This is a genomic window from Oceanobacillus sp. B139/18, assembly GCF_055524595.1.
Genome location: NZ_JBVFXI010000004.1, coordinates 120,031 through 143,595 on the forward strand (window position 1 = coordinate 120,031; position 23,565 = coordinate 143,595).

Sequence of the window (23,565 nt, forward strand, 5' to 3'; positions counted from 1 at the left end):
TGCTGCAGTCAATTCTATTCCTGCAGCAGCCTGTCTTTAATGTTCTCTCCGGGCAAAATCCACGAAACGAAACTTATCTGGACGATGCCTGGATTCGGTATATTGAAATAATGTCGCATCGTCTAGATAGACATAATTTTTTATCACCACGATATTATGAAAACCTTCTAAATCTAATAATTCACGGTCCTCTGCTGTTGGTTCTTCTACAATGATTTCTTTTTTTGCAAAGCTGATAATCAGTCCTAACTCATTTTCAAGATAGTTATAAATAGACGTTTCAGCAATGTCTTTGGAAATGTACGGAACCGTTTTTGTGATTAAATAATCCTTGTCCAAAATAATACGCTGTTCAGAGAAGGAACGGGTCCGGATAATTTCCCAGACTTCCTGGTTATCCTTGAGCTTTAATTGCTTCTGGATAAAATCATTTGCGCTGACTTTGGCACATTGATGAACAGCAGTAATTGGCTTTTCTCCCATTTTATCAGCTAATTCTTTAAAGCTGACTAACCCGGATACGGGAAAGTCAAATTTATTCCGTTCAATCACCGTGGATCCTTTCCCGCGGATTTTTTGAATATACCCGTTTTGAGCAAGCAAATTTAATGCTTTCCGAATTGTTTCCCGGGAGGTTTGATACTGCTCGGCTAATTCATTTTCCGAGGGAAGAAATTCATTTGCTTTAAACGTTTCTCTTTCTATTTTTTGGACCATTTCTTGATAAATAAGGACATATTTATTTCGCATCGCAATTAACTCCAGTTATTTCTTTAGATAGTAAACAACAGACTCATACGGCCGCAGTGAAATCTGATCTGACGTTAAAGATGGGGAATCGGTATAGTTAGACAGTATAATCTCGCTGTCTGTAAATGCACGATGAATCGATTCAGGTAAACCCAGCTCTGCTTCGTTTGCGTAAAAATTGTTTACTACTAATAGTTTTGTATCCTCATTTTCTCTTATATACGCAAAAATTGCAAAGTCCTTTGGTAAAATCAGCTCATATTTTCCATCTGTTATCACTTGGTAGTCTTTTCGAAGCTGAATAAGCTTCTGATAATGGTAAAAAATAGATGTTTTATCAGCCACTGCAGCTTCTGCATTGATTTCTTGATAATTATCAGGAAGGCCGATCCAAGGAATACCTTCTGTGAACCCGGCATTGGCTGAATGGTTCCATTGCATAGGAGTTCGAGAGTTATCACGGGACTTTTGCTGCAGAATTTCAATAATTTCCTGATTAGATAAGCCTTCAGCTTTTTTTATTTTGTACATATTCAGTGATTCGACATCGCGGTATTGGGAAATATCTTCAAAACCAGGGTTGGTCATGCCGATTTCTTCTCCCTGATAAATATAAGGCGTACCCTGCATCATGTGCATCGTTGTTGCCAGCATTTTTGCAGATTCCTTATGGTATGTTGTATCATCTCCAAAACGGGAAACGATTCGCGGCTGGTCGTGATTACACCAGAAGAGCGCATTCCAGCCGCCGCCTTCTTGCATCCCGGTCTGCCAGTCGGATAGCAGCTGCTTGAGATAAAGAAAATCAAATGGTGCTTTTGTCCACTTATCCCCGTTTGGATAATCGACCTTTAAATGATGGAAGTTGAATGTCATATCCAGTTCTTCGCGTTCTGGATTTGTATATTTGATACAATCCTCCATGGAGGTAGAGGACATTTCCCCGACAGTGAGGGTTTTACGTCCTTTAAAAACTTCCTGATTCATTTCATGAAGAAATTCATGTACCCGCGGGCCGTCTGTGTAAAATTTACGTCCGTCTCCTGGTGGTACACTGCCATCATCGTCTGGAAAACGCTGGTCTTTAGAAATTAAGTTGATCACATCTAAACGAAAGCCATCTACCCCTTTATCCAGCCAAAAATTCATCATTTGATAGACATCGTCGCGGACTTTTTCATTTTCCCAATTGAGATCTGCTTGGGTAACATCGAAGAGATGCAGATAATAAGAGCCGGTTGCTTCATCATATTCCCATGTGTTGCCGCCAAATTTGGACTCCCAGTTTGTCGGCAGCTCGCCAGGCTTGCCATCCTTCCAAATATAATAGTTTCGGTAAGGGTTATCCTTCGATTTTCTGGATTCCTGGAACCATTTATGACTGGTGGATGTATGGTTTACAACGATATCCATAATTATTTTTAAACCAAGTCGATGTGCTTTTTCCATCATTGTTTCAAAGTCTTCCATGGTTCCAAATTCTGGTTGGATTGCATAGTAATCAGCAATATCGTATCCATTGTCTTTTTGAGGAGAAAGGTAAATAGGGGTAAGCCAAATGACATCAACCCCCAGTTCTTTTAAATAATCGAGTTTTTCTGTAATTCCGTTAATGTCGCCCATTCCGTTGCCTGTCGTATCGTTAAAGCTTTTTGGATAAATTTGATAAACGACGGATTTTTGCCACCATTTTTCTTCCATAATCAACCTCCTAAATGTTGCTGTGTTTCAATTATTTTTTTATGAATGGAGGAGGGAGAGAGGCTCCCTCCTCACTTTATTTTTTACCTAAGCGTTTGTACGCGTCTACGCCCATTTTTGTTTTGGATAAAATCACTGTCAAGATGAATGGAATAACAATTGCTGCGACCATTGCTACAGCGAACATCAGCATATGCGGTACCTGAATAGATAAGATTCCTGGTATTCCGCCAACACCAATGGAGTTAGCCATGACACCTGAGCCGACTGAAATCACTGCTGCAACGGCAGATCCTGCCATACCAGCGAAAAGCGGGAACAGATATCGTAAGTTAACACCAAACAATGCCGGTTCAGTAACTCCCAAGTAACAGGAGATTGCTGCCGGGATGGTTACTTGCTGTTCTTTCTTATCTTTTCGGTTAAGATAAATCATTGCGACAACGGCAGAACCTTGGGCAATGTTTGATAAGGCAATCATCGGCCAGAGGTTTGTTCCCCCGAATTCACTCATCAACTGCAAATCAATGGCATTTGTCATATGATGCAAACCAGTAATAACAAGCGGTGCGTAGGCAAATCCAAATACCGCTGCAAATAACCAGCCGACTGCAGAAGTTAATCCGTCATATACAATATTTGAGATCCATGTACCGATTGTCCAGCCGATAGGGCCTAAGATTACATGGGCAATAATTACTGTTGGAAGTAATGCAAAGAAAGGTACAAAAATCATGGATACAACCTGCGGGATAATTTTTCGCAAGCCAATTTCTAAATAAGCTAATACAAAACCTGCTAAAATAGCCGGGATAACCTGGGCTTGGTAGCCAATCATTTCAATTTGGAAGAAGCCAAAATCCCAAACCGGTACTTCGGATGTTTCGACCACACTATAGGCATTTAAAAGCTGTGGAGAAATTAATGTAAGACCTAAAATAATTCCGAGTACTTGTGTCGTTCCCATCTTCCTGGAGATAGACCAGGTAAGAGCAACAGGGAGAAAATGAAAGATCGCTTCAGCAATCAGCCAAAGAAAATCATATAAACCTGCCCAAAATTGGGAGGAATCAGCCAAGGTCAGCGTTCCATTATTCAGCATCTCAATATCACCAATTACGTTTCGGAAACCTAGGATCAGTCCTCCGACAACCAATGCGGGAATAATCGGCGTGAATATATCTGCTAAATGAGATACTAGCCGCTGCATGATATTCATATTTTGCTTTGCAGCTTCTTTGACATCTTCTTTAGAAGTGTCACCAACCCCAGAAATTTTTGTGAATTCATTATAAAAGGAAGCAACTTCATTTCCGATAATTACTTGGAATTGTCCAGCCTGTGTAAAGGTTCCTTTTACCATATCAATATCTTCTATAGCTTCGACATCTGCTTTTTCCGGGTCATTTAAAACAAACCGCATCCTGGTAGCGCAGTGTGTGACCACAGATATGTTTTCACTTCCACCGACTTTTTCCAGCAGCTTCTTTGCATCGCCAGTAAATTTACTCAATGTCTTACCTCCTCTTTGTATCTTGTATATACAAGTGTTATCGCTTACAGTTTAACTTGTATATACAAGTTTGTCAATAAGAAGTTGAAGGATAAATTGTTATCATTTTGTGAATCTTGTATATTGAAGGCAGGATGACGAAGAGAAGACAATGAAAATGGATTCAAATAGGAGGGGGACATGATGATGGGAATAGAGGAAGAATATCTGCATGTCGTACGCAAAAGGTTTCAGAGTGTGAAGGAACTTGGCGATAAAACAATCAATCAATTGGCGGAAGAGCATATTCATTGGAGTTTGAATGAAGCATCCAACAGTATTGCTGTGATTGTAAAGCATTTGTATGGCAATATGGTATCGAGATGGACCAATTTTTTAACATCAGATGGTGAGAAGCCAACCAGAGACCGTGACCAGGAATTTGAAGAGACAATATATTCTTTGCAAGAATTAAGAAACACCTGGGAAAACGGCTGGAAAGTCCTCTTTCAAGCATTGCATGAAGTAAGCGGTGATGATTTATTAAAGACTATTCTGATTCGGAGTGAAGAACACACAGTAATAGATGCGATTGAAAGACAGCTGGCTCATTATGCTTATCATGTTGGACAGATTGTTTATATAGGTAAACAAGTAAAAGGGGAGGACTGGGAAACACTGAGTATTCCTAGAGGGAAATCGGAAGCGTATTTAGAAGAAATGCGGAGAAAATATAAATAAAAGGCTTTTGGGTGGCTTCTTCTTGCCACCCAAAAGCTTTTTAGAGAGAGAACACTATATTTTGAATTAACGGAGTTCAGGCCAATAATCTTTATTCGCAATCAACATATCATCAAGGACTTGTTTAGCTGCTCGCGCAGACGGTACGGTTTGATTTAAGGTAAATGCTTGTAAGGCTTTGTCATAGGAATTCTCAAAAAATGCATCCACAAGCAGTTTTTCTGCTGCAACCTGTGCTTCCATCATTCCTTTATGAAAATCATTGATAGGATGTAAAGCAAGCTGTTCTACACCGGTGGCGCCGATATAGGCAGGGACCTCTACAACTGCATCTTCTCTTAAATTTGGAATTGACCCTTTATTAGGTGTAATAACCATAAAACGTTTCGGTTCATCATTTAAAATCGCAACAGCTATATCTACAATATAGTTACCATGTTCACCAAAGTTGAAATGCAGAATATCTTCTGTTTCTCCATTTCTGATTTGTTCTGCCATTTTACGTGTGTTTGCTTCACGGCCCTCCATCACCATATTGGCTCTGGTGAAGTTTTTATCTTCATTTTCAACCATAAGATCGGGGAACCAGTAATATTCTAAATAATTATTAGGCAGTGCCTCAGGGAAATATTTCACCATGGCAGACATCAGTTGATACGTCTTCGCCCAATATCGATCTCCTTCATTAAATTCGGCAACGTCCATATTAACTTGACGCAGCTTGTCAATAATTTCAGGCATAACATCCCGTTTTAACGACGTATCATATATTTTGCTATACCAGCCGTAATGATTTAGACCATAGTAAGTTGGTATCCAGTTTTTTCTGTCGTACCCAAAGTTAGATGCAATGGTCTCTTCCAGGGATATGGTCATATCACACACATTTATCATATTGGCATCAGGATATTTTCTCCGTATTGCTTCGGAAATGATAGATTCCGGGTTCGTGTAGTTAAGAATCCAGGCATCTGGAGCATATTGCTGTACATAGCCTACAATCTCCAATATTCCGCCAATGGAGCGTAACCCGTATGCAAAACCGCCCAGTCCGCATGTTTCCTGGCCTACCAGGTCGTATTTTAACGGAATTTTCTCATCTTGTTCTCGCATAGCAAGACCGCCAACACGAATTTGGGAGAAAACAAAGTCCACATTTGTGAATGCTTCTTCTGGATTTTCTGTTACAACCAGCTTCATATCTTGTCTGTCCTTATCAATCAATAACTGATTGATAATTAACTTCATATCTTTATTTCTTTTTGGATTGATATCATATAACCGCATTTCTGTAATAGGAAATTTACTGCTATTACTTAATAGCGCAGAGACGATACCTGGTGTGTAGGTACTTCCGCCGCCGGCAATGGTTATGATTAAATTATCCTTCATTCTTTATTCCTCCAGTACATGACTAAACTTTTTATTCTGTTTCTTTTCCGAGATAATTATCTACATCCTCTTTGAGATTTTGCACAGATAATCCGATGATTACTTGAATGGCATTTCCGTTTTTAACGACACCTGATGCGCCGAGGCTTCTAAAATGCTCATCAGAAGCTATTTTTTCAGGATCCGTGACGAGCACTCTTAACCGGGTAGCGCAATTTGTAACATGCTCAATATTTTCTGGTCCGCCGAGAAGGTCCACATATTCACCAGCCAGATTCTTTTCTGTGGATTCTGCGCTTTTCTTTTCTTTATAGTCTTCTTTTCCATAAAGTTTGACTTCTTCATCAGTACGCCCTGGTGTTTTAATATTTAATTTCAAAATCATAAAACGGAATACAAAGAAGTAGATAAAGAAGAAGACGATACCAATGGCGATTTGAATTAAATAGGTCATCCAGTGATTGCTAAATAAAGGTATCCAGTTCATGGACATGAATTCCAGCAGTCCGCCGCCAAAATTTCCAGTGACGCCAAATATATACATCGTTGTAGCCAGAAAAGCATCCAGAACAGCTTTTACAGCAAATAATAATGGTGCAACAAAAATATACGTGAACTCAAGCGGCTCGGTAATTCCTGCCAAAACAGCCGTTATGGTTGCGGGTATTAATAATCCGGCGACCACTTTTCTTTTTCCTTTTTGTGCTGTTACATAGATAGCTAAAGCGGCAGCTGGTAAGCCAAATATATTGGAATTCCCCTGCATGGCGAATCCGCCTTCTGGGAATAGTTCTTTCAAGGAAGCAGTAGATTGGGCGAAATCACCCATATTTGCTGCCCAATTGGCATAAGTTCCGCCGTCAATAATAGCTGGTCCAAACTGGAATGGTCCGTAAATAAAATGATGTAACCCTGTCGGAAGCAAAATCTTTTCTAAAAAGATATAGAGCCATACACCGAAATTCCCCGCGTTAGCTAAAAATCCTTGAAGGGATGCAATCCCCATTTGGATGTAAGGCCATAACCAGGCAGTTAAGAAAGCAACTGGCAGCATAGCGAAGAAACCGATAATGACTACAAATGCAGACCCTTGAAAAATACCGAGATAGTCTGGCAGTTTCGTATCATAGTATTTATTGTGCAAATATACCGCAATAGCGGATATAATAATTGCGCCAAGAATGCTCGTATCTAATGTTTTAATCCCTGCAATCTCTGCTAGCCCGCTGACACCGCCGGCCTCTTGGCTGAAATCAACATTAAAAAATCCGGGAAAGCTTGTTAACATCGCATTAATGAAATAATTAAAGGTGAGAAAAATGATAATTGTTTCCATTAACGCTCTGCCATTTGCTTTGGCAGCCAATGCTACCGGAATGCCCATTGCAAAAATGAGGGGCATTTGATTAAATACGGTCCAGGCACCTTCTTCAATGATGAACCAAATCTTAGACCATGCAGTGCCTTCTTCTGCAAGACTGCCCATAATAAGAGGGTCATTAAAAAGTGTCGAAAAGCCTATGACAATCCCTGAAAATGCGAAAAATAAAACCGGAACAAACATAGCGCTTCCAAACCGTTGGAATTTCTGCATCATCTGTATTTCCCCCTAACTTAAAATAGTAATAGATAAAAGTTGTTACTTTTTCTGCTCCAAATAATCTAAATACGACCGGAAAAGCGCCTCAACCATAACGAAAAAGGTAGAAAATGTTGTAATCTCTAAAGCGAGATGGCTTTTTTGCGGATGAGCAAACGCATACATTCTTAAATCAGTTAATTGAGCAAGCTTGTTATTCTTTAAATCTGTTATTGACATCAATGGAATCTTTTTAGCAGCAATCCGCTGTGCAAAAGGAAGCATGGAAGGCGTATTGCCTGAAAGTGAAATAATAATAATTAAATCGTTTTCAGTTAAATCGTCCATTAATACATGAAAATCCATTTCGTCATCAATCACATGGACATATTTATTGAGTACCCAAAAATATCTTTTCAGTTCATTTGCACACAATTTTTGTTCTGTTCCTGTTCCGTATACAAATAAACGCTCGGATGATTCAATGGCTTCGCATATTTCTTCAAAGTCCCAATGCTGCAGCTGCTCAATATTCATTTGTATATCAGTGATGAGGCTTTTTTTATAAGACTTTTCTGAAGTCTCCTTTTGTTCCTGCCATTTTATTGCATATTTCATTTCGCTAAAACCCGCGAATCCAATCTTCTTAATAAATCTGGATATCGTTGATTTTGATGAATGACATGCATCAGCCAGTTCCCTGATGGTCATCTTCTCTACAGCTTCACGATGCTTCAGAATATAGGAGGCTATCGACTTATCTGTGGCATTAAATGTTTCATAATATTGGTTAACTGCTTCTTCTATTAAATCCATTTTTATCACTCCTGTAAGTCTTCCTTTACAAGGAGTATAATTTAAAAATCTGTATAAAAGCAATCACCTCACTATCCATAAATTTTTTCCTGCCGGCGATGGAAGGGGTTTCAACTGATTTTAATTTTAAATGCTGTTTTCAAGAACAACAATAGATGGAAGCGATTATGGATGCTTTTACTCATGCTGACACATGCGTTCATTTTCCGGGACATGTCCCAATGAAAAAAGCATTTATATGAAGCTGGGATTTTAGAGAGGATGAGAAATCCTTTTTAGAGCAGCTGATTGAAAATATTATGGTGGAGGGAACAGAGAGCGGCGTTTTTGAAGAAAATAATAAGAAGCCCCAGGAGGTTACCTTCACAGAGAGCTTCATTATATTCAGAGTAATATTTTGTTTATATTAAATATCTTCTATAAAATGTTCAGCGTACATATTCCAATACTTTTTAAATACGCGATTTTTCTTATTATCCCAATTAATCTGCTGATACATCCGGAAAGTAACGAGAATATCCTTATCCAATGAGGTAAATGGCCGCAGAATCAATTGTTCTGTTTGAATCTCCAAGATAACTTCACTCCCTTAATTATGTTCTTTACTCGCACTAAAGGTTATGAGAGAAGGGTCATTTTCTTGACCATAACCAATGTCATAATCGATGGAACTGAAACCGATATGTTTTAATAAACCTTCTAATTCCTTCAATCCATACCAGTAAAGAATGAAATGGGAGATTTCGGTTTTCTTTACAGCACCTTTATGCAGCAGTTCATATTTATGGATATAGGAAATTTTTTGTTCCAGCCAGTCGATGCCTTTGCTTATACTTGTAAATAATATCCCTGAATCCTCTGTTATAGGATAATTGCTTATTTCCATATCACCCGTTTGAAAGCCGATTGGCAATAAGGTATCAAAAATAAATAGTCCGTCTTCCTCCAGATGATGATAGATTCTTTGAAGGAAGGTATCGATTTGGTTTCTGGAAAGCAGACAAAAACTCCCTGAAGGCATAATGATGGTGCTATACTTCTGTTTTAAATCAAGCTGTATCAAATCTTGATTAAATAAATTGGTGTTTACTTGATATTTTTGCATATTGGTTTTGCACTGCGTCAGCATCTCTGGTGAGATATCTACGCCGTCTATGGCTATTCCTTCTTTTAAAAGGGGGATTAGCATTCTGCCTGTACCAACACCGGCCTCCAGTACCGAACCCTGTCTATTTTTTACTTTCTCAAGATAATATTCCATGTCGCCGTTCAATGAATGTCCAACTGGTTTGGTAACTTCATATAATTTTGTACTTAGTTCCCCGTACTCTTTGAACATACCTATCCCTCGATTCTGTCATATTCTTATTTCAAACTGCAGCATTCGTGAAGCATATATTACCATTCTATAATAAAATGGAGGAATAATCTAAAAAAGGATAAAAAGGCAGAAGTATTGCTAGTAATGTTATTCGAAAAAAGCTTGCCCTATATAACAAAGGCAAGCCATTCTGTGTTAAGAGGCACTTTCAACAGCTATTTGCAATGCGTCTATTGGATTGTCGATGCTCTCATCAATTTCATAAACGGTGTTTCCTTGCTGCCAGCGGATTCTGCGTCATTTTCTTCCGTACTATCCGTCTCAGAAGCAGTTTCTTCATCCGATTCCTGCTCCTGCTGTGAGGTGTCTCTTTCTGCCTGTTAAGCGCTCTGACATGTCCCCAGGATAAGTAAGAGTGCCATGCCTGGTGCTGCAAAATATGATTTTTTCAGTCTCATGCTGTATCACTCCTTCTAATGTATATATTTCCCTTATTTTTTTAAATGAATCCTGAAGTTCAAGATTGCTTTTGACAAATAGACAAATAGCAAAATGTTAGGTTGAAAAAGTGATATACTGGCTGTAGCTTTCTTTTTAAGGAGGAATCGACATGGAAGCATTCTTTGATAATGCTTGCTCTAGACTAGGCACCTTTTTGGTCTGAGAGGTCTGAATATAGTAAGCCGGAATAAATAATGAATGATCTCTTTAGGCCGTAAGTTTTAATAAATAGCCTAATATAATGGAGTGAATTCGAATGGGAAAACAAGTAATTGAGCCGTTTTTAACAGTAGCGAATTATCGTTTTATAGAGCAGCAGGCACATAAAATTTTAAGAGCCTTAACCACCACGAAGGATAAAAATGTCATTCTGGCAGTACGCGGAATTGTAAAAGCAGATGTCATCGATTCCTTTACATGGTCCGAAGAAGAAGAAAAAGTAATCCAGCCGTTGATAGATATAACAGACCGGACAGAGGGAGAAGCTTTTTTAGAACAGCTAACATCCTATATTGTTCCATTTAAAACAGTAGAAGCAAGTAAATTAAAAAGCTTATTTAAAAAGGAGAAAAAGTTGAAGCTTCCAACCCTTGAGGAGATGGATTTTCAGCACATTTCTTATTTAGCTTGGGATGATCCCGGGAAATTACGCAGATATATGGTGATAGAGCAAGATAGTGGGTTTAAAGCACTTAAGGGTACTTTTACACACCCTTCAACGAAAGGTATTTGTGCGCTTTGCAATCAGCACTCAGATGTTGTTCGTTTAACCACTTCCGTAAAAGGAGAGGTTCCCGGAACATTTACCAAACACTATAATTATATCTGCGCTGACAGTCAATTATGCAATCAGCAAGTAACGGATATAGAGAAGGTAAGAACATTCTTTGACAGAGTCACTAAGTAACTTTTATGAAAACAATTTAAAAGCAGACAGGTAAAGAAGGTGCGTACTTTCTTTGTCTGTCTTTTTTAAAGAATAGGAAAGTATATAAAAAATGCTGAATATAGCCGCTTTAGAAATACACTACGCTTTCCGTGGGCCCCGAGCTCATCTCCTCTAAAGAAGACTTGCTGATTGGCAAGCCGTCAGGCGCAGACAGAAGCATAGTCGCACTTATGCCCTACGGGTAGAAAAAAAGAAAAACACTTTTTTCCTGCGGGGTTTTCCCACTGGGACTGGGACTGCGATTACTCGTCCCATCGAAGATTTTGCGATTACTCGCCCCATCGAAGATCACTGCGCATTCCCACAAGAGTCTCCGTGTATTTCTTCCGCTAGAATTATGTTTTATTTCCTTGTAAAAAAGCAAATAAAACATAATTCCACTTGGATGAGAGCGGATGTTGTCGACTCCTGCGGGAAAAGCAACAGGTAGACCTGAGCAGGAAGCGATTTTCTTCCGAGGAGATTTAAGCGTTGCCCGCGGAAAGCGACTTCCCGTAGCGGACATCTGCTCGAAAAGAATACCACTATTTTAAAGACCAAGTGATTTTCTTGGTTTTTCTTAGAATGAAAACGCTAAAGAAAAGCCATTCCAGATCCTGTAACAGATCTAGAACGGCTTCAATTCGATTAATTACTTTTCAGAAGGGAATACATTTGAATATCAACAAAACCTTTGTTTACCTTTTCATATTGCCGTAATGTTCCTTCAAAGCTGAATCCCAGTTTTTTCAGGACTTTCACCGAATTCACATTTGCAGGCTCCACTTTCGCTTCGATCCGATTTATTCCCAAATTCTCAAAAGCTTCATGGATCAGTACCTGGATTGACTCAGGAGCATATCCATTTCCCCAATGCGCTTTCGCAATATCATAGCCAATCTCAACCCGGGCATTTTCAAGGTCGATAGCATTGAAGCCGCAGCTGCCGATAATTTCCTGTGAATCCAAATCAATCACACTGTAGCGGATGGCTTGATTGGTTTCAGCTAATTCATTCAATGTGTTAATCATTTCTATGGCCTGCGATTCGTGTGTGAAAGCAGAGATATTCATAAATGCTGCTACTGCCGGGTCAGACCAAATATGAAATAGAGCATTGGCGTCAGATGTCTGCATTTTTCTCAAGACTAATCTTTTTGTGAATAGTTCTTCTTTCAATACTTTTACCTCCAATAATCATTTAAATCTATTGTAAAAAGTATTGCTATCTGCGCATCATTCAGTCCCTTCAAGGTTTTCTGGTTAATTTACTTTTTCTTTTTCGGTTTTTCATCCAAAATCGATTTTAATTCTTCAATTTCTTCTTCAGACAAAGAATCTTCTTCAATAAACTGTACAAGCATGGATTTTACCGTGCCGCCATAGATTCGCTTGATAAAGGATTCCGCTTCGGCACGCTGGCACTCATCCTGTGAATAAAGGGGGTAAAAGGTATAGACCCGCTGTTCTTTATTTACACCGGCAACGCCTTTCTGCACTAACCGATCTAACAATGTGCGTACGGTTTTCGCCTTCCAATCTTTTTGCCCCTGCAGGGAGGTAATCACATCATTTGCTGTTTGCGGTGATTTTTCCCACAGGACATTCATTACTTCCCATTCTGCTTCAGAAATACTTGGTACTTTCTCCGTCATGTTCCTCACCCCGGTTTTATTCCTCATAAATTTGTTTATCTTTTAAAATCGCTAAGGTTATTTCTGTTGCTATACTTCCAGAGGCATTATCTTCGTCCTGTACATTTGTTGCGAAGAAATACGTGTTTGTTTCTGTTTCAACAAATCCGACAAACCAGCCATTGATATCCTTGCCGTTTACATTACCTGTTCCCGTTTTTCCGTAGAGAGCAGCACCGTCTTTTTGGTCCATTTGCAGGGCCTCTTTGACAGCTTGGATATGCTCTTCCTGAAAGTCAAAGCGATTGGTATAAAGTTCCTGCAACAGCTCTACCTGCTCTACTGGTGAAATTTTTAAAGTAGATTCCAGCCAGTATGGGTTCGTTCTGTCAGAAATATCCTGGTTTCCGTAATGAATCCGGCTTAGATAGGATTGAATGCTGTTTGCACCTAATTTTTGATCAAGCTGCTGGAAATACCAATTGACAGAACGGTTTAAAGCCGTCTCCAGATTTTGGTCCTGATTCCATTGGTCATAAGGCTGTTCTGTGCCATCCCATTCGATGGTGCTTTGTTCGGTTGTGATGATGTTTTCTTCTAATCCGAATAAAGCACTATAGATTTTATAAGTAGAATCAGGAGAAATCCGCAGTGTGCTCTGATCTTCATTATAGATATGGTATGCATCCTTCTGCATATCGTACAGAACAAAACTGCCCTCGTAATTTTGGAAATAAGAACTCAGGTCTTCCTCGTTTGTCTGCTCAGGCTTAAAGGAAGTATAACGATTATTGTCATTTGCCATTACAGAAGCAAATGGAATCTGCGTGATTACAAATAATCCAACCAGCAAAAAGATTCCCATGCTTTTGGCACGCTGTAATTTAGAGTCTGCTTGAAAGGAAGCAATCTCTACAATCCGTTTCTTTATCTGCTTTTTAGAGCCATTTAATTGATTTGCCAGCTTATTGTACGGAGGGCTGGAGGATTTATCGATAAAATGAATGATGGTATTTCCGTATTTTTTATGATTTTTGTCATCTAAAGACAACAGTACTGCGTAATCACAAGCAATTTCCCGGTCGAGACGCATTTCTTTAAATGCAATCCAAATCAACGGATTAAACCAGTAGATGATTTGAAAGAAAACCATCAGATAATTTGTAGGGATATCCTTGTATTTATAATGGTTTAATTCATGCAGGAAGATATGCCTGATATCATCCTCAGATAACCATTCTTCAAAATTCGCCGGCAGCACAACAAAGGTTTTACGCAAGCCGAATGTCAACGGGGAATGTACTTCATCGGAAACTCCCAATGAAATATTTTTTGAGATATTTAACTGCTGCTTCGCTCTTTTGAAAAGGTCAAGAATAGCTTTATTTTCCACCGCGGAAATAGATTTTCTTATTCCTTTTAATTTCAGCCATGCATGTATGGAAAGCCCGGTAAATACGAGAGCACCTGCAATCCAGATCCCGCCGGCAATTCCATTGAACAGATCCGTATTTGTCTGCGTTACAGTTACAGAAAAGTCCTGCATCCAATTTGTATTGGTTCCCCCGGATTCGGGCGCTGCAGTATTTATCGAAGCGGTACTTCCTTCGCTGGACGGGCCAGTAAATGAATGGAATAGGTTGCCGGCAGGAAGAAAGTGCGCAGGGATAAATGGAATGACCAAAGCAGCAAGCAATAAATACCATAGGTTATATTGCCATTTCGCAGATAATTGGCTTTGGAAAAGCTTTTTTATAAGCAAAATAAATCCGACTGTAATGGAAGAAATGATGAAACCTGTAAGAAGCGTTGTTACAAACATGCTTTTCGTCTCCATTCTTCATTTGCGGTAATAATATATAAACAATTTACCGAAAGTTATTTGACGTAAAGAAATACATCCATATTTCTTTCTGCATAAGTGCATCTGAAATTACATCTGTAATACGTTAAAGTTTAGCACGCTGAGGTAAAGTTATCAAACGTTGAATAAGAATGGAAAAATAGGAATTGACATATGAGGACTACATATGTAGTATTGTATTACAGTTGTAGTCAAAAAGAATGTTTAGGAGGAATTTAAACGATGTATATTCAAGGTATTTTTAATAAAAAAGGATTGGCCTTATTGTTATTGATTGCTGTGATAGGGTTAGCAGGCTGTTCCAATGAAGCGGGAAACAGTGATAAAAATCCTGAAGCTGCGGAGCGTGAAACGCAAAGTGAAGAAGTTTTTAAAGAGCTGGAGGATGAATTTGATACAAGACTTGGCGTATATGCGATAGATACGGAAACAAATCAGACTGTTGCTTATCGCGCGGATGAAAGGTTTGCTTATGCTTCTACGTTCAAGGTCTTAGCAGCTGCTGCCATTTTACAAACCGCATCAATGGAAGACTTGGAGAAAGTCATTACGTATACGGAGGATGAGTTAGTAACTTATTCTCCTGTGACGGAAAATCATGTAGATGATGGAATGAAATTAAAAGAAATCATGGAGGCTGCTATTCGCTATAGTGACAATACAGCTGGAAATCTGTTATTGGAAGAGCTAGGAGGGCCGGATGGACTGGAAGAAAGGCTAAGAGAAATTGGTGATGAAACAATCGAAGCAGACCGGATGGAGCCGGATCTAAATGAAGCAGCGCCGGGAGATACCAAAGATACGAGTACACCCAAAGCACTTGCTGAAAGCTTGCAAAAATATGTGCTCAGTGATTTGCTCTCTGAGGATAAGCACGATTTGTTAATTGATTGGATGACCGGGAATGAATCTGGAGATACATTGATTCGTGCTGGCGTACCTGAAGGCTGGGAAGTTATCGATAAGAGCGGAGCCGGGGGCTATGGTACAAGAAATGATATTGCTGTGGTATGGCCGCCTGACCATCAAGCACCGATTGTTATCTCCATTTTGTCCAGTCGTGATACAGAAGACGCAGATTTCGATGATGCAGTCATTGCAAAAGCAGCACGAGGTGTCATCGAGCAGATGCAGAATGAAGAATAGGAAGGTGGAAGAATGAAAGGTTATCGAATGATTCTCCTCCTGCTGGTGATGCTGCTTTTGATAATCGTTGGATGCTCCAAAAAAGAAGAGCCGTCAGAGGTACTGGATGATTATCTTTCCAACTGGGAGAATAAAGATTTTTCTGCTATGTATGAACAGCTTTCTGACGAAGTAAAAAATAAAATAACAGAAGAAGCGTTTATCGAACGCTATGAAAATATATATGATGGGATAGAAGCAGAGAATTTACAAGTGACATCGCAGGTAGATTCCGAGGAGCAGTTAAAGTCTGATGGAGGTGTTATGACTCTTCCATATAAGGTAGAAATGAACACCGCTGCTGGTCCAATTGAATACAGGCACCGGCTGACATTAGAACAGGGAGATGAGGGAGCGTGGCTGGTTAAATGGAATACCTCACAGATTTTTTCGCAGTTAAGTACAGGAGATAAAGTAAAGGTCAACACGTTAGAGGCAGAAAGAGGAGAGCTGCAGGATAAGAATGGAAACGGACTTGCCGTTAACGATGATGCGAATGTTATAGGGGTTATCCCGGGCATGCTGGAAGAAGGAACCCAAACAAAAGAGAAGCTGGCGGAGCTCTTGGATATTTCGGTGGAAGAAATAGACCAGGCGCTGGATGCATCCTGGGTAACACCGGAAGTGTTCGTGCCAATAAAAACCTTGCCAATGGAAGAAGACGATATAGAAGCCTATGTGGAACTTCCAGGAGTAAGCTCCCGCGTGGAAACCGTACGTACCTATCCGTTGGGAGCTTCGACCGCTCATTTAACAGGCTATGTCCGGGAAATATCGGCAGAGCAGCTGGAGAAGCTCGATGGTTATGCTGCTGGCGATGTAATTGGAAACGCAGGGTTGGAGAAGGTATTTGAAGATAAATTACGGGGAGAAAAAGGCGCCCATATTTATATCAGCAATACAGATGGAGATGTAAAAGAAACGCTTGCCAAAAAAGAACCTGTCGATGGAGAAGATGTACAATTAACCATTGATGCTGCACTGCAGCAAGAAATATATAATCAGTTTGACGGGGATGCTGGAACCTCCATTGCGCTCGATCCAAATTCAGGAAAAGTATTATCACTTGTCAGCTCACCGAGTTACAATCCAAATGCTTTTGTAAGAGGACTGTCAGACGGGCAATGGGAAAAATGGAGTGAAGACCCGGATGAACCATTCTTAAATCGTTTTATTAGCCGTTATGCTCCGGGGTCTGTATTTAAAACGATAACTGCATCGATTGGATTAGAAACCGGCATTACCAATCCGGAAAAGGTCCGTCAGATTGACGGTCTTCATTGGACAAAGGATGATTCATGGGGAGATTATTATGTCACTCGTGTTCATGACAAAGCAGATGTCAATCTGCGAGATGCTTTTGTTCATTCTGATAATATTTATTTTGCGCAGGAAGCTTTAGAGATGGGGAAAGACAGCTTTTTAGAAGAGGCAGCTGCTTTTGGATTTGGCGAAGAAATCCCGTTCCCATTTGCTATTCCAGCTTCGAATCTGACGAATAATGGAGAAATCGATCATGAAGTACAGCTTGCTGATACAGCTTATGGACAAGGGCAGGTAATGATGAGCCCACTCCATCTTGCGTTAACATACACGCCCTATCTTAATGAAGGAAACATGCTATACCCTTCTCTGGTTGAAGCGGATGAACCTGAGGTTTGGAAGGAAAAACTTATCAGCGAAGAAACCGCTGATTTGGTAAAAGAGAATTTGATTCAGGTCGTAGAAAGCCCGGATGGTACTGCACACAGCACGTATATACCAGAAGCAGTAATTGGCGGGAAATCTGGAACAGCGGAGATAAAAGGAAGCAAGGAAGATGATAATGGAAACGAAAATGGCTGGTTTGTCGGATTTGAAGAAGACGATTTTGACATATTATTGGTAATGATGGTGGAAGATGTGAAGGACCGCGGCGGCAGCGGTTATGTGATATCCAAGGCGAGAAGTATTTTTGAATATATGCAATAAAGAATAAAAATGAGCATTCACCTGAATCCGGCAAAGAGGATTCAGGTGAATATGTTTTAGATAGGTTTTTTATTCCCCGCCTTCAAAAATGTCCTCCACCTTGTCCTCATCTGATCCGCCTTCGTTATCATTTTTCTCTGTATCTTCTGATTCCGCTCCATCTTCATTGTCATTTTCTTCTTGACTTGGTTCTTGATTATCCGGTTCTTCATTTTCATCGTCCTGACATGCTCCAAGAAGAAGCATCAATGAAACTCCTAAGGCTGCAAGGTAAGATTTTTTCAATCGCATGATGTATTATCACTCCTTCTAATGTATGCTCTTACCCGATTTTAACAAAGAAAATCAGAAAAATTGCTTTTGTTAATAATTTGTAAAGGGATTTAGGTACAACATGTCATATTTCGTTTCAAATATGGACAAAATGTTCATATAGCTTTATTTATTTCTCCGTCAACTTCTTCATAAAAGTATCCGTATTTGTATAACTCAAGGACGCTTATCCCAAGGCTCTAATGTTCCAATAATTTTTATTTCCTGATTGTGAACAACAGCATCAATCACTCCATCGCTGATTTCCTGATGTGTTAGCCATCTGGAGTCTTCTTTCTCTAAAATAAATCCAAGCTGAATTTGTCTGTACTGGCAGCCTGGATATTTCTTTACAGCAGCATCTTTTATTTGATTTAAACTGGAGCTGCTCCCTAAGATGTGATAGAGTTTCCAAGCTGGAATTTCCTGTGCAACTTCATGACAGATAATATCTAACGCATGGTGCGCATCCGAATGAATCCATGCAATAACCAAATCGATTGGACCGTTCTGAAGGATGGCTGCTTTAATCCTTTCTTTCAGCCCCGCCCTATCTTTGTAGTTAACAAATAACGGGGTAATAGAGGAAGCCGCATCCGACTTGTTAAGTACTCTCTCCATTTTAGTCTGATTGCGTGCGATAATGGAAACTTTATCTGAATGATCAGCAAGCCATAAAGAAGCAGTGGATAACATTCCTGTTCCGCCGATAACCAAGGTGTGGGCAGGGAGGTCTTTCATTTTATTATGGATGATTTCCAGCCACGGATGCTTCCCGTTAAATTGCTGACGTAATGAATAATAAAGCCACTTTATTTCATTCTTTTTCAGAACGGGAAGCAGCCGTTCTAAATCTTTATGATCCTTCTCTCTGATAACAGAGCTGCCGCCCTTATATAACAATTGTATCTCTGGCTTTATATAGGGTATACCATCGTCTGTGAGTGCTCCAATCCTGCTGATAGACCGTTTGATTTGGTTCTCTCTTTTGTAAATCCATTCGTCATTCTCTGAATCTATTAGCATGATTTCGAATAACCAGCTTGTTCCCTGCTTCTTTCTGACCCAAAGACTGCCTGATGCTACGCTTAGGCTTTCAGAATCTTCCAGCTGTGTCAACATACTGTTATCAGCAATAAATAATTCATAGCTTTCTCCTAAATACTTTTTTAGTGCATCTAAATCTTCGCTTCTAATCAAAATATCCATATCGCCATGCTCTCTTGTCTGCTGTCCATAATGCAAATCAAGCGCCCAGCCTCCAGCAATCCACCATGACACAGAGACATCTTTCATCAGGTGATTTATTTCTTCCACTGTCAAAGCTTCCCAAGGATAATGCTGCAAAAAATCTCTCCTCTCCTTATATTTTCTAGCAGGACCTTTTATGTTTATTGTAAAAGCGTTTGCGCGAATCAGCAATGGAACCTATTCATTTTTCCTGCTAAATAAATTGTTATTTTCTGAAATTAATCTTTGTGTTACATTAAAGTGGGAGAGTGGTAAAAAATGGACTTCGAAACGGAAGAAGTATCCGCAAAAGAAGCATTTCAAAAGGAAAAAAAGAAATTGCTTCCATTAAGTATACGATTTTTTTGTGTGTTCTTATTTGCTTCCTTGTTGATGATGGTTATACGAAGTAATTATGCTAATGTAATTGATTATATTGGGCCACCGGTGATTGGCTTTTTTATATATTATTTTGTACAGTACGCTGAGGTAAAGAGAGCTTGCGGTAAAACAAGAAATAATTTTAGAAAAAGAAAATAAAGAAAGTTCAGAATGTATTTTATAAAAACGTTGACTTTGTATGCGCTTTCGTGTTATTTTAATTTTACGTAAACGTTTACTAAGGAAAATGGAACTGGAGGTAGATTATGAGCCAGGAAAACCTAATTGAACAAGAACCTGTTCATGAATCCAATATTAGGCGCCTTCCTTTTAAAGATTTAATGAAGAGAATTGGCCCGGGTATAATATTGGCTGGGATTGTTATTGGACCTGGAGCGATTACAACAGCTTCTATGGTAGGGGCGATGTATGGATACTCGTTACTTTGGATTATGATACCAATTGCTTTTATGGGTATATCTTTCTTATTAACAACATATAGAGTAGCTCTTTTGACTGGCATGCCAGCGTTACATGCGATTAGACATTATTTTGGCCCTTTAGCTGCTCAGATTGTTGGAATAACAACTTTTTTATCTTGTGTATTTTTTACTATAGGAAATATTTCTGGTACAGGTGCAGGTATGAATCTGCTATTCGGGATAGACTGGAAAATAGGTGCGTTAATTATGTTGGCCTTCCTAGTGTACTGTTATTTTTCTAAAGGTGTATATTCGAAAGTGGAAAAGATATCAATGTTGTGTGTTATTGGGTTAATATTGGCTTTTTACGCCACAATATTTCAAACTGGAGGACCAAATTTAGGTGAATTAGCGTACGGAATAAGCCATTGGACTTTTCCGGTTGGAAGTTTAGCTTTAGTATTAGGTTTTATTAGTACAAATGCTTCTATTACAACTGCGTTATATGGTACTTATTTAAGCAAAGAGAAAAAGTGGAAAAAAGCTGATTTATTTAATGGCGGTATGCTGGCTGATTCGATAGCGCATATAGCGGGAGTAATATTAGTGAGCGGCGCAATAGTTCTAGTGGGCGCTATTGTGTTATTTCCTAATCAAGTAATAATAAGCTCTCCTACGCAGCTGGCGGATATGCTAGTTCCTTTTATGGGAAGAGCTGCAAGTATAGTTATGGGACTTGCCCTAGTTGCTTGTGCGTTTTCATCACTTCTGGGAAACACACACAGATCAATTGTATTATTAAATGCAGGTTTTAATAAACCGACTGGCTTAGAAGAAAAAAGTGTCCGTTGGGGGTCTCTTGTTGTCTTGGTTATTTCTGCAGTTGTTAGTTTCAGTTATGGAGGGTCACCAATACAATTGATATATGTGGCAAATATAGCTACGGCTGTTGCTGCGCCGTTTGGAGGCCTTTTTATGTGTTTGCTTTTATATAACAAAGAAGTAAATAAAGGCTTGAAAAAACCAAAATTATTGCAAGTATGTATGACCATAAGTTATTTATTTTCTTTAATATTAATTACTTTTGTAATTATAGATGTAATTTCTAAAATATTCAGTTAATAAACGGAAGGATTTATATAAGGTCATTATTTATTATTGACAATATAATGAAACCGTTTTACCATTATTACGTAAACGTTTACGTTAAAAACAGGAGGAGATTATAATGAAAAATAAAGAAAAATGGAGTGGAGTATTTCCTGCAGTATTAATTCCTTTTAAGGATGATTATTCAATTGACGAACCAGAATTTCGTAAATTAGTTAGATGGGTGGCAAGTCATGAAGGTGTAAATGGAATAGTGGTTAATGGGCATACGGGAGAAATCATGACTTTATTACCGGAAGAGCGTGCAGAAGCAGTAAGGATAGCAGCAGATGAATTACAAGGGCGTATTCCAGTAATCTCTGGTGTTTCTGCAGAAGGGTCAATTGAAGCCATTCAACATAGTCAGGCAGTTGAGCAAGCTGGTGGGGAAGGAATTTTATTAATGCCTCCACATTCATGGTTACGCTTTGGAATGCAGCCGGATTCACCTGTTGAATTTTTTAAAGATGTAGCTGAATCGGTCAATATTGGAATTGTAGTCCATCAATATCCTACATGGACTAAACCATCATATACGACGAGTCAATTATTGGAAATGGCGAAAATACCTAATGTGGTCTCCTTTAAAATCGGTCAACGTGATATGGCACAATATGAAGTAGACGTAAGAGCGCTTAAGGAGCATGCGCCAGATGTTTCACTGTTAACATGCCACGATGAATATTTGTTACCGACACTTGTACAAGGTATTGACGGTGCATTAGTAGGATTCGGTTGCTTTGTTCCAGATTTGATTGCAGAACTGGTCAAACAAGTTAAGAATCAAAATTTAGCAGAAGCTAATAAAGTATATGATCGTATTTACGAATTAAAACAGGCAATCTATAAGATGGATGAACCTTCATCTACCTCACATTTAAGAATGAAAGAAGCAATGTATCAACGTGGTTTAATCAGCAGTTCTCTAGCTCGTCGTCCAGTATTACCATTAACTGAGGAAGAAAAACAAGAAATATCTGATGGACTTAAAAAAGTAGGGTTATCTGTAGAAGTATAAGTATTATTAATTAAAAATGTTTTATGATAAATAAAAAGCTAGTATGTTCCTGGAAAAAGAACATATTAGCTTTTACATATATCCCTATTCTATGAATTGGTGTAAGAATGTTTTATAATAAAAACAACAATCATTAAATGGGGGATAAGATAGTGACTGTCAGTATGAAAGATGTTGCATTAAAGGCAGGAGTTTCAATTGCCTCGGTTTCACGAGTCATAAGTGGAAAACCAGGTGTAGGCAAAGAAACTGAAAAAAAAATACGCGAAGTCATGGATGAACTAGATTACCGTCCTAATATGGGTGCTCGTGGGTTAGTTATGAAATCGACCGGAAATATTGCTATAGTAATACCCAGAGGTACATTTACTTTAAATAACCCTTTTTTTTCTACTGTACTAGAAGGTATTGCGAAAGGTTTAGATAAAACAGATTACAATATGGTGATGTCTTTTACTTCCCTGCAGCAAAAAAGGTTGCTGGAAACTCAATCAGTTGATGGAGTAATATTATTTGCTCCGAGATACAAAGAGTTGAAATTAGAATGGTTAGAAAGTATCGGATTGCCGATTGTAGTAATCGGTAGTTATTTAGAAGATTCGCCATTCCCTTGTGTACGGCCAAATGACGAGATGGGGACCAAAAAAGCGGTAGAAGAACTCTACAAATTAGGACACAGAAATATTGGTTTTATAAATGGGCCTATGGACTCTATGCATAGTGTGAAATGCTTGAAAGGTTATAAAAATACAATAGAGTCATTAAATATGGAATACACTAAAAATAATGTGTTTGAAGTGGGTGAATTTGAAATACAAGCAAGAAATCAGGATTTAGAAAAATTTTTAATTGAAAATTCAAGAATAACTGGATTTGTTTGTTCATCTGATTATTTAGCAATTGGTTTAATCAAAGCTGCCGGAAAAGTTGGTTTAAAGATACCTGAAGATTTATCTGTTGTTGGATTAGATGATGTGCCATTATCAAGCCATATTACTCCTGCGCTATCGACCGTGCATGTTGATTTGATTGGAATAGGAAAAAGAGCTTCAGCAATTTTAATTAATTTGTTAAAGGGTAAACAAATTCGCAAAAAAGAGATAGTTTTTGAAATGGATTTTATTTCAAGAGACACAACTGGAATTGTGAAGGATTAGTTTGAATATAATAATTAATTA

At 38.8% G+C, this 23,565-nt stretch carries 21 protein-coding genes; 8 read left to right on the top strand and 13 right to left on the bottom strand.

From position 1 onward, the window contains the following. Window positions 1-36 precede the first annotated feature (36 nt). The 3 genes from treR to treP all read right to left on the bottom strand — a co-directional run bounded on the left by treR (window position 37) and on the right by treP (window position 3,964). Window positions 37-750 (bottom strand): trehalose operon repressor, encoded by a 714-nt coding sequence (treR, locus tag ACZSMY_RS13305; RefSeq protein ID WP_465147876.1) that lies wholly within the window; start codon window positions 748-750, stop codon window positions 37-39. Between the two features lie 15 nt (window positions 751-765). Next, on the bottom strand, window positions 766-2,451 hold the full coding sequence (treC, locus tag ACZSMY_RS13310; protein ID WP_465147877.1) for an alpha,alpha-phosphotrehalase: 1,686 nt from the start codon (window positions 2,449-2,451) through the stop codon (window positions 766-768). A gap of 76 nt (window positions 2,452-2,527) precedes the next feature. Further along, on the bottom strand, window positions 2,528-3,964 hold the full coding sequence (gene treP / locus ACZSMY_RS13315; RefSeq protein ID WP_042531356.1) for a PTS system trehalose-specific EIIBC component: 1,437 nt from the start codon (window positions 3,962-3,964) through the stop codon (window positions 2,528-2,530). Between the two features lie 186 nt (window positions 3,965-4,150). On the opposite strand from treP, the gene ACZSMY_RS13320 reads away from it, so the two are divergent. Next, on the top strand, window positions 4,151-4,684 hold the full coding sequence (locus tag ACZSMY_RS13320; protein WP_465147934.1) for a DUF1572 family protein: 534 nt from the start codon (window positions 4,151-4,153) through the stop codon (window positions 4,682-4,684). A 66-nt stretch (window positions 4,685-4,750) separates the two neighbouring features. On the opposite strand, the gene ACZSMY_RS13325 is transcribed toward ACZSMY_RS13320, so the two are convergent. The 5 genes from ACZSMY_RS13325 to ACZSMY_RS13345 form a co-directional block, all read right to left on the bottom strand. Then, complete coding sequence (locus ACZSMY_RS13325; protein WP_193062635.1) at window positions 4,751-6,076, bottom strand: family 4 glycosyl hydrolase; 1,326 nt, start codon at window positions 6,074-6,076, stop codon at window positions 4,751-4,753. A 31-nt stretch (window positions 6,077-6,107) separates the two neighbouring features. Beyond that, window positions 6,108-7,673 carry an alpha-glucoside-specific PTS transporter subunit IIBC gene (locus ACZSMY_RS13330; protein ID WP_042531362.1) on the bottom strand — a complete coding sequence of 522 codons (1,566 nt, stop codon included), beginning with the start codon at window positions 7,671-7,673 and terminating at the stop codon, window positions 6,108-6,110. 42 nt (window positions 7,674-7,715) lie between these two features. After that, window positions 7,716-8,471 (bottom strand): MurR/RpiR family transcriptional regulator, encoded by a 756-nt coding sequence (locus tag ACZSMY_RS13335; protein WP_042531364.1) that lies wholly within the window; start codon window positions 8,469-8,471, stop codon window positions 7,716-7,718. A 406-nt stretch (window positions 8,472-8,877) separates the two neighbouring features. Further along, entirely contained in the window at window positions 8,878-9,045 is a 168-nt protein-coding gene (locus tag ACZSMY_RS13340; RefSeq protein ID WP_175297024.1) for a hypothetical protein, read from the bottom strand. A gap of 15 nt (window positions 9,046-9,060) precedes the next feature. Beyond that, the gene (locus ACZSMY_RS13345; protein ID WP_042531366.1) at window positions 9,061-9,810 is read right to left on the bottom strand and encodes a class I SAM-dependent DNA methyltransferase; all 750 of its coding nucleotides are present in this window, start codon (window positions 9,808-9,810) and stop codon (window positions 9,061-9,063) included. A 739-nt stretch (window positions 9,811-10,549) separates the two neighbouring features. On the opposite strand from ACZSMY_RS13345, the gene ACZSMY_RS13350 reads away from it, so the two are divergent. Next, window positions 10,550-11,200 (top strand): FusB/FusC family EF-G-binding protein, encoded by a 651-nt coding sequence (locus tag ACZSMY_RS13350; RefSeq protein WP_042531369.1) that lies wholly within the window; start codon window positions 10,550-10,552, stop codon window positions 11,198-11,200. Window positions 11,201-11,869: 669 nt separating this feature from the next. Here the strand turns inward: ACZSMY_RS13350 and ACZSMY_RS13355 are convergent. The 3 genes from ACZSMY_RS13355 to ACZSMY_RS13365 form a co-directional block, all read right to left on the bottom strand. Beyond that, window positions 11,870-12,400: a GNAT family N-acetyltransferase gene (locus tag ACZSMY_RS13355; protein ID WP_084612891.1), complete on the bottom strand. Its 531-nt coding sequence runs from the start codon at window positions 12,398-12,400 to the stop codon at window positions 11,870-11,872. A gap of 89 nt (window positions 12,401-12,489) precedes the next feature. Continuing rightward, window positions 12,490-12,876, bottom strand: a complete 387-nt coding sequence (gene blaI, locus ACZSMY_RS13360) for a penicillinase repressor BlaI (RefSeq protein WP_042531371.1) — start codon at window positions 12,874-12,876, stop codon at window positions 12,490-12,492. A gap of 16 nt (window positions 12,877-12,892) precedes the next feature. After that, window positions 12,893-14,677: a BlaR1 family beta-lactam sensor/signal transducer gene (locus ACZSMY_RS13365; protein WP_193062641.1), complete on the bottom strand. Its 1,785-nt coding sequence runs from the start codon at window positions 14,675-14,677 to the stop codon at window positions 12,893-12,895. A 264-nt stretch (window positions 14,678-14,941) separates the two neighbouring features. On the opposite strand from ACZSMY_RS13365, the gene bla reads away from it, so the two are divergent. Together bla and ACZSMY_RS13375 are read left to right on the top strand one after the other, a co-directional pair. After that, window positions 14,942-15,865 (top strand): class A beta-lactamase, encoded by a 924-nt coding sequence (gene bla / locus ACZSMY_RS13370; protein WP_193062643.1) that lies wholly within the window; start codon window positions 14,942-14,944, stop codon window positions 15,863-15,865. Window positions 15,866-15,877: 12 nt separating this feature from the next. Beyond that, entirely contained in the window at window positions 15,878-17,875 is a 1,998-nt protein-coding gene (locus ACZSMY_RS13375) for a penicillin-binding transpeptidase domain-containing protein (RefSeq protein ID WP_465147878.1), read from the top strand. A gap of 69 nt (window positions 17,876-17,944) precedes the next feature. On the opposite strand, the gene ACZSMY_RS13380 is transcribed toward ACZSMY_RS13375, so the two are convergent. Then, the gene (locus ACZSMY_RS13380) at window positions 17,945-18,166 is read right to left on the bottom strand and encodes a hypothetical protein (RefSeq protein WP_193062647.1); all 222 of its coding nucleotides are present in this window, start codon (window positions 18,164-18,166) and stop codon (window positions 17,945-17,947) included. Window positions 18,167-18,364: 198 nt separating this feature from the next. Beyond that, window positions 18,365-19,534 carry a short-chain dehydrogenase gene (locus tag ACZSMY_RS13385; protein ID WP_289584709.1) on the bottom strand — a complete coding sequence of 390 codons (1,170 nt, stop codon included), beginning with the start codon at window positions 19,532-19,534 and terminating at the stop codon, window positions 18,365-18,367. A 162-nt stretch (window positions 19,535-19,696) separates the two neighbouring features. Between ACZSMY_RS13385 and ACZSMY_RS13390 the strand changes: the two genes are divergently transcribed. From ACZSMY_RS13390 to ACZSMY_RS13405, 4 genes are all read left to right on the top strand, one after another. Next, the gene (locus tag ACZSMY_RS13390; RefSeq protein ID WP_465147879.1) at window positions 19,697-19,957 is read left to right on the top strand and encodes a hypothetical protein; all 261 of its coding nucleotides are present in this window, start codon (window positions 19,697-19,699) and stop codon (window positions 19,955-19,957) included. Between the two features lie 107 nt (window positions 19,958-20,064). Then, window positions 20,065-21,342: an Nramp family divalent metal transporter gene (locus tag ACZSMY_RS13395; protein ID WP_042531382.1), complete on the top strand. Its 1,278-nt coding sequence runs from the start codon at window positions 20,065-20,067 to the stop codon at window positions 21,340-21,342. 106 nt (window positions 21,343-21,448) lie between these two features. Next, entirely contained in the window at window positions 21,449-22,387 is a 939-nt protein-coding gene (locus tag ACZSMY_RS13400) for a dihydrodipicolinate synthase family protein (protein WP_042531385.1), read from the top strand. 152 nt (window positions 22,388-22,539) lie between these two features. Continuing rightward, complete coding sequence (locus ACZSMY_RS13405) at window positions 22,540-23,544, top strand: LacI family DNA-binding transcriptional regulator (protein ID WP_368901324.1); 1,005 nt, start codon at window positions 22,540-22,542, stop codon at window positions 23,542-23,544. The last annotated feature ends 21 nt before the right edge of the window (window positions 23,545-23,565 follow it).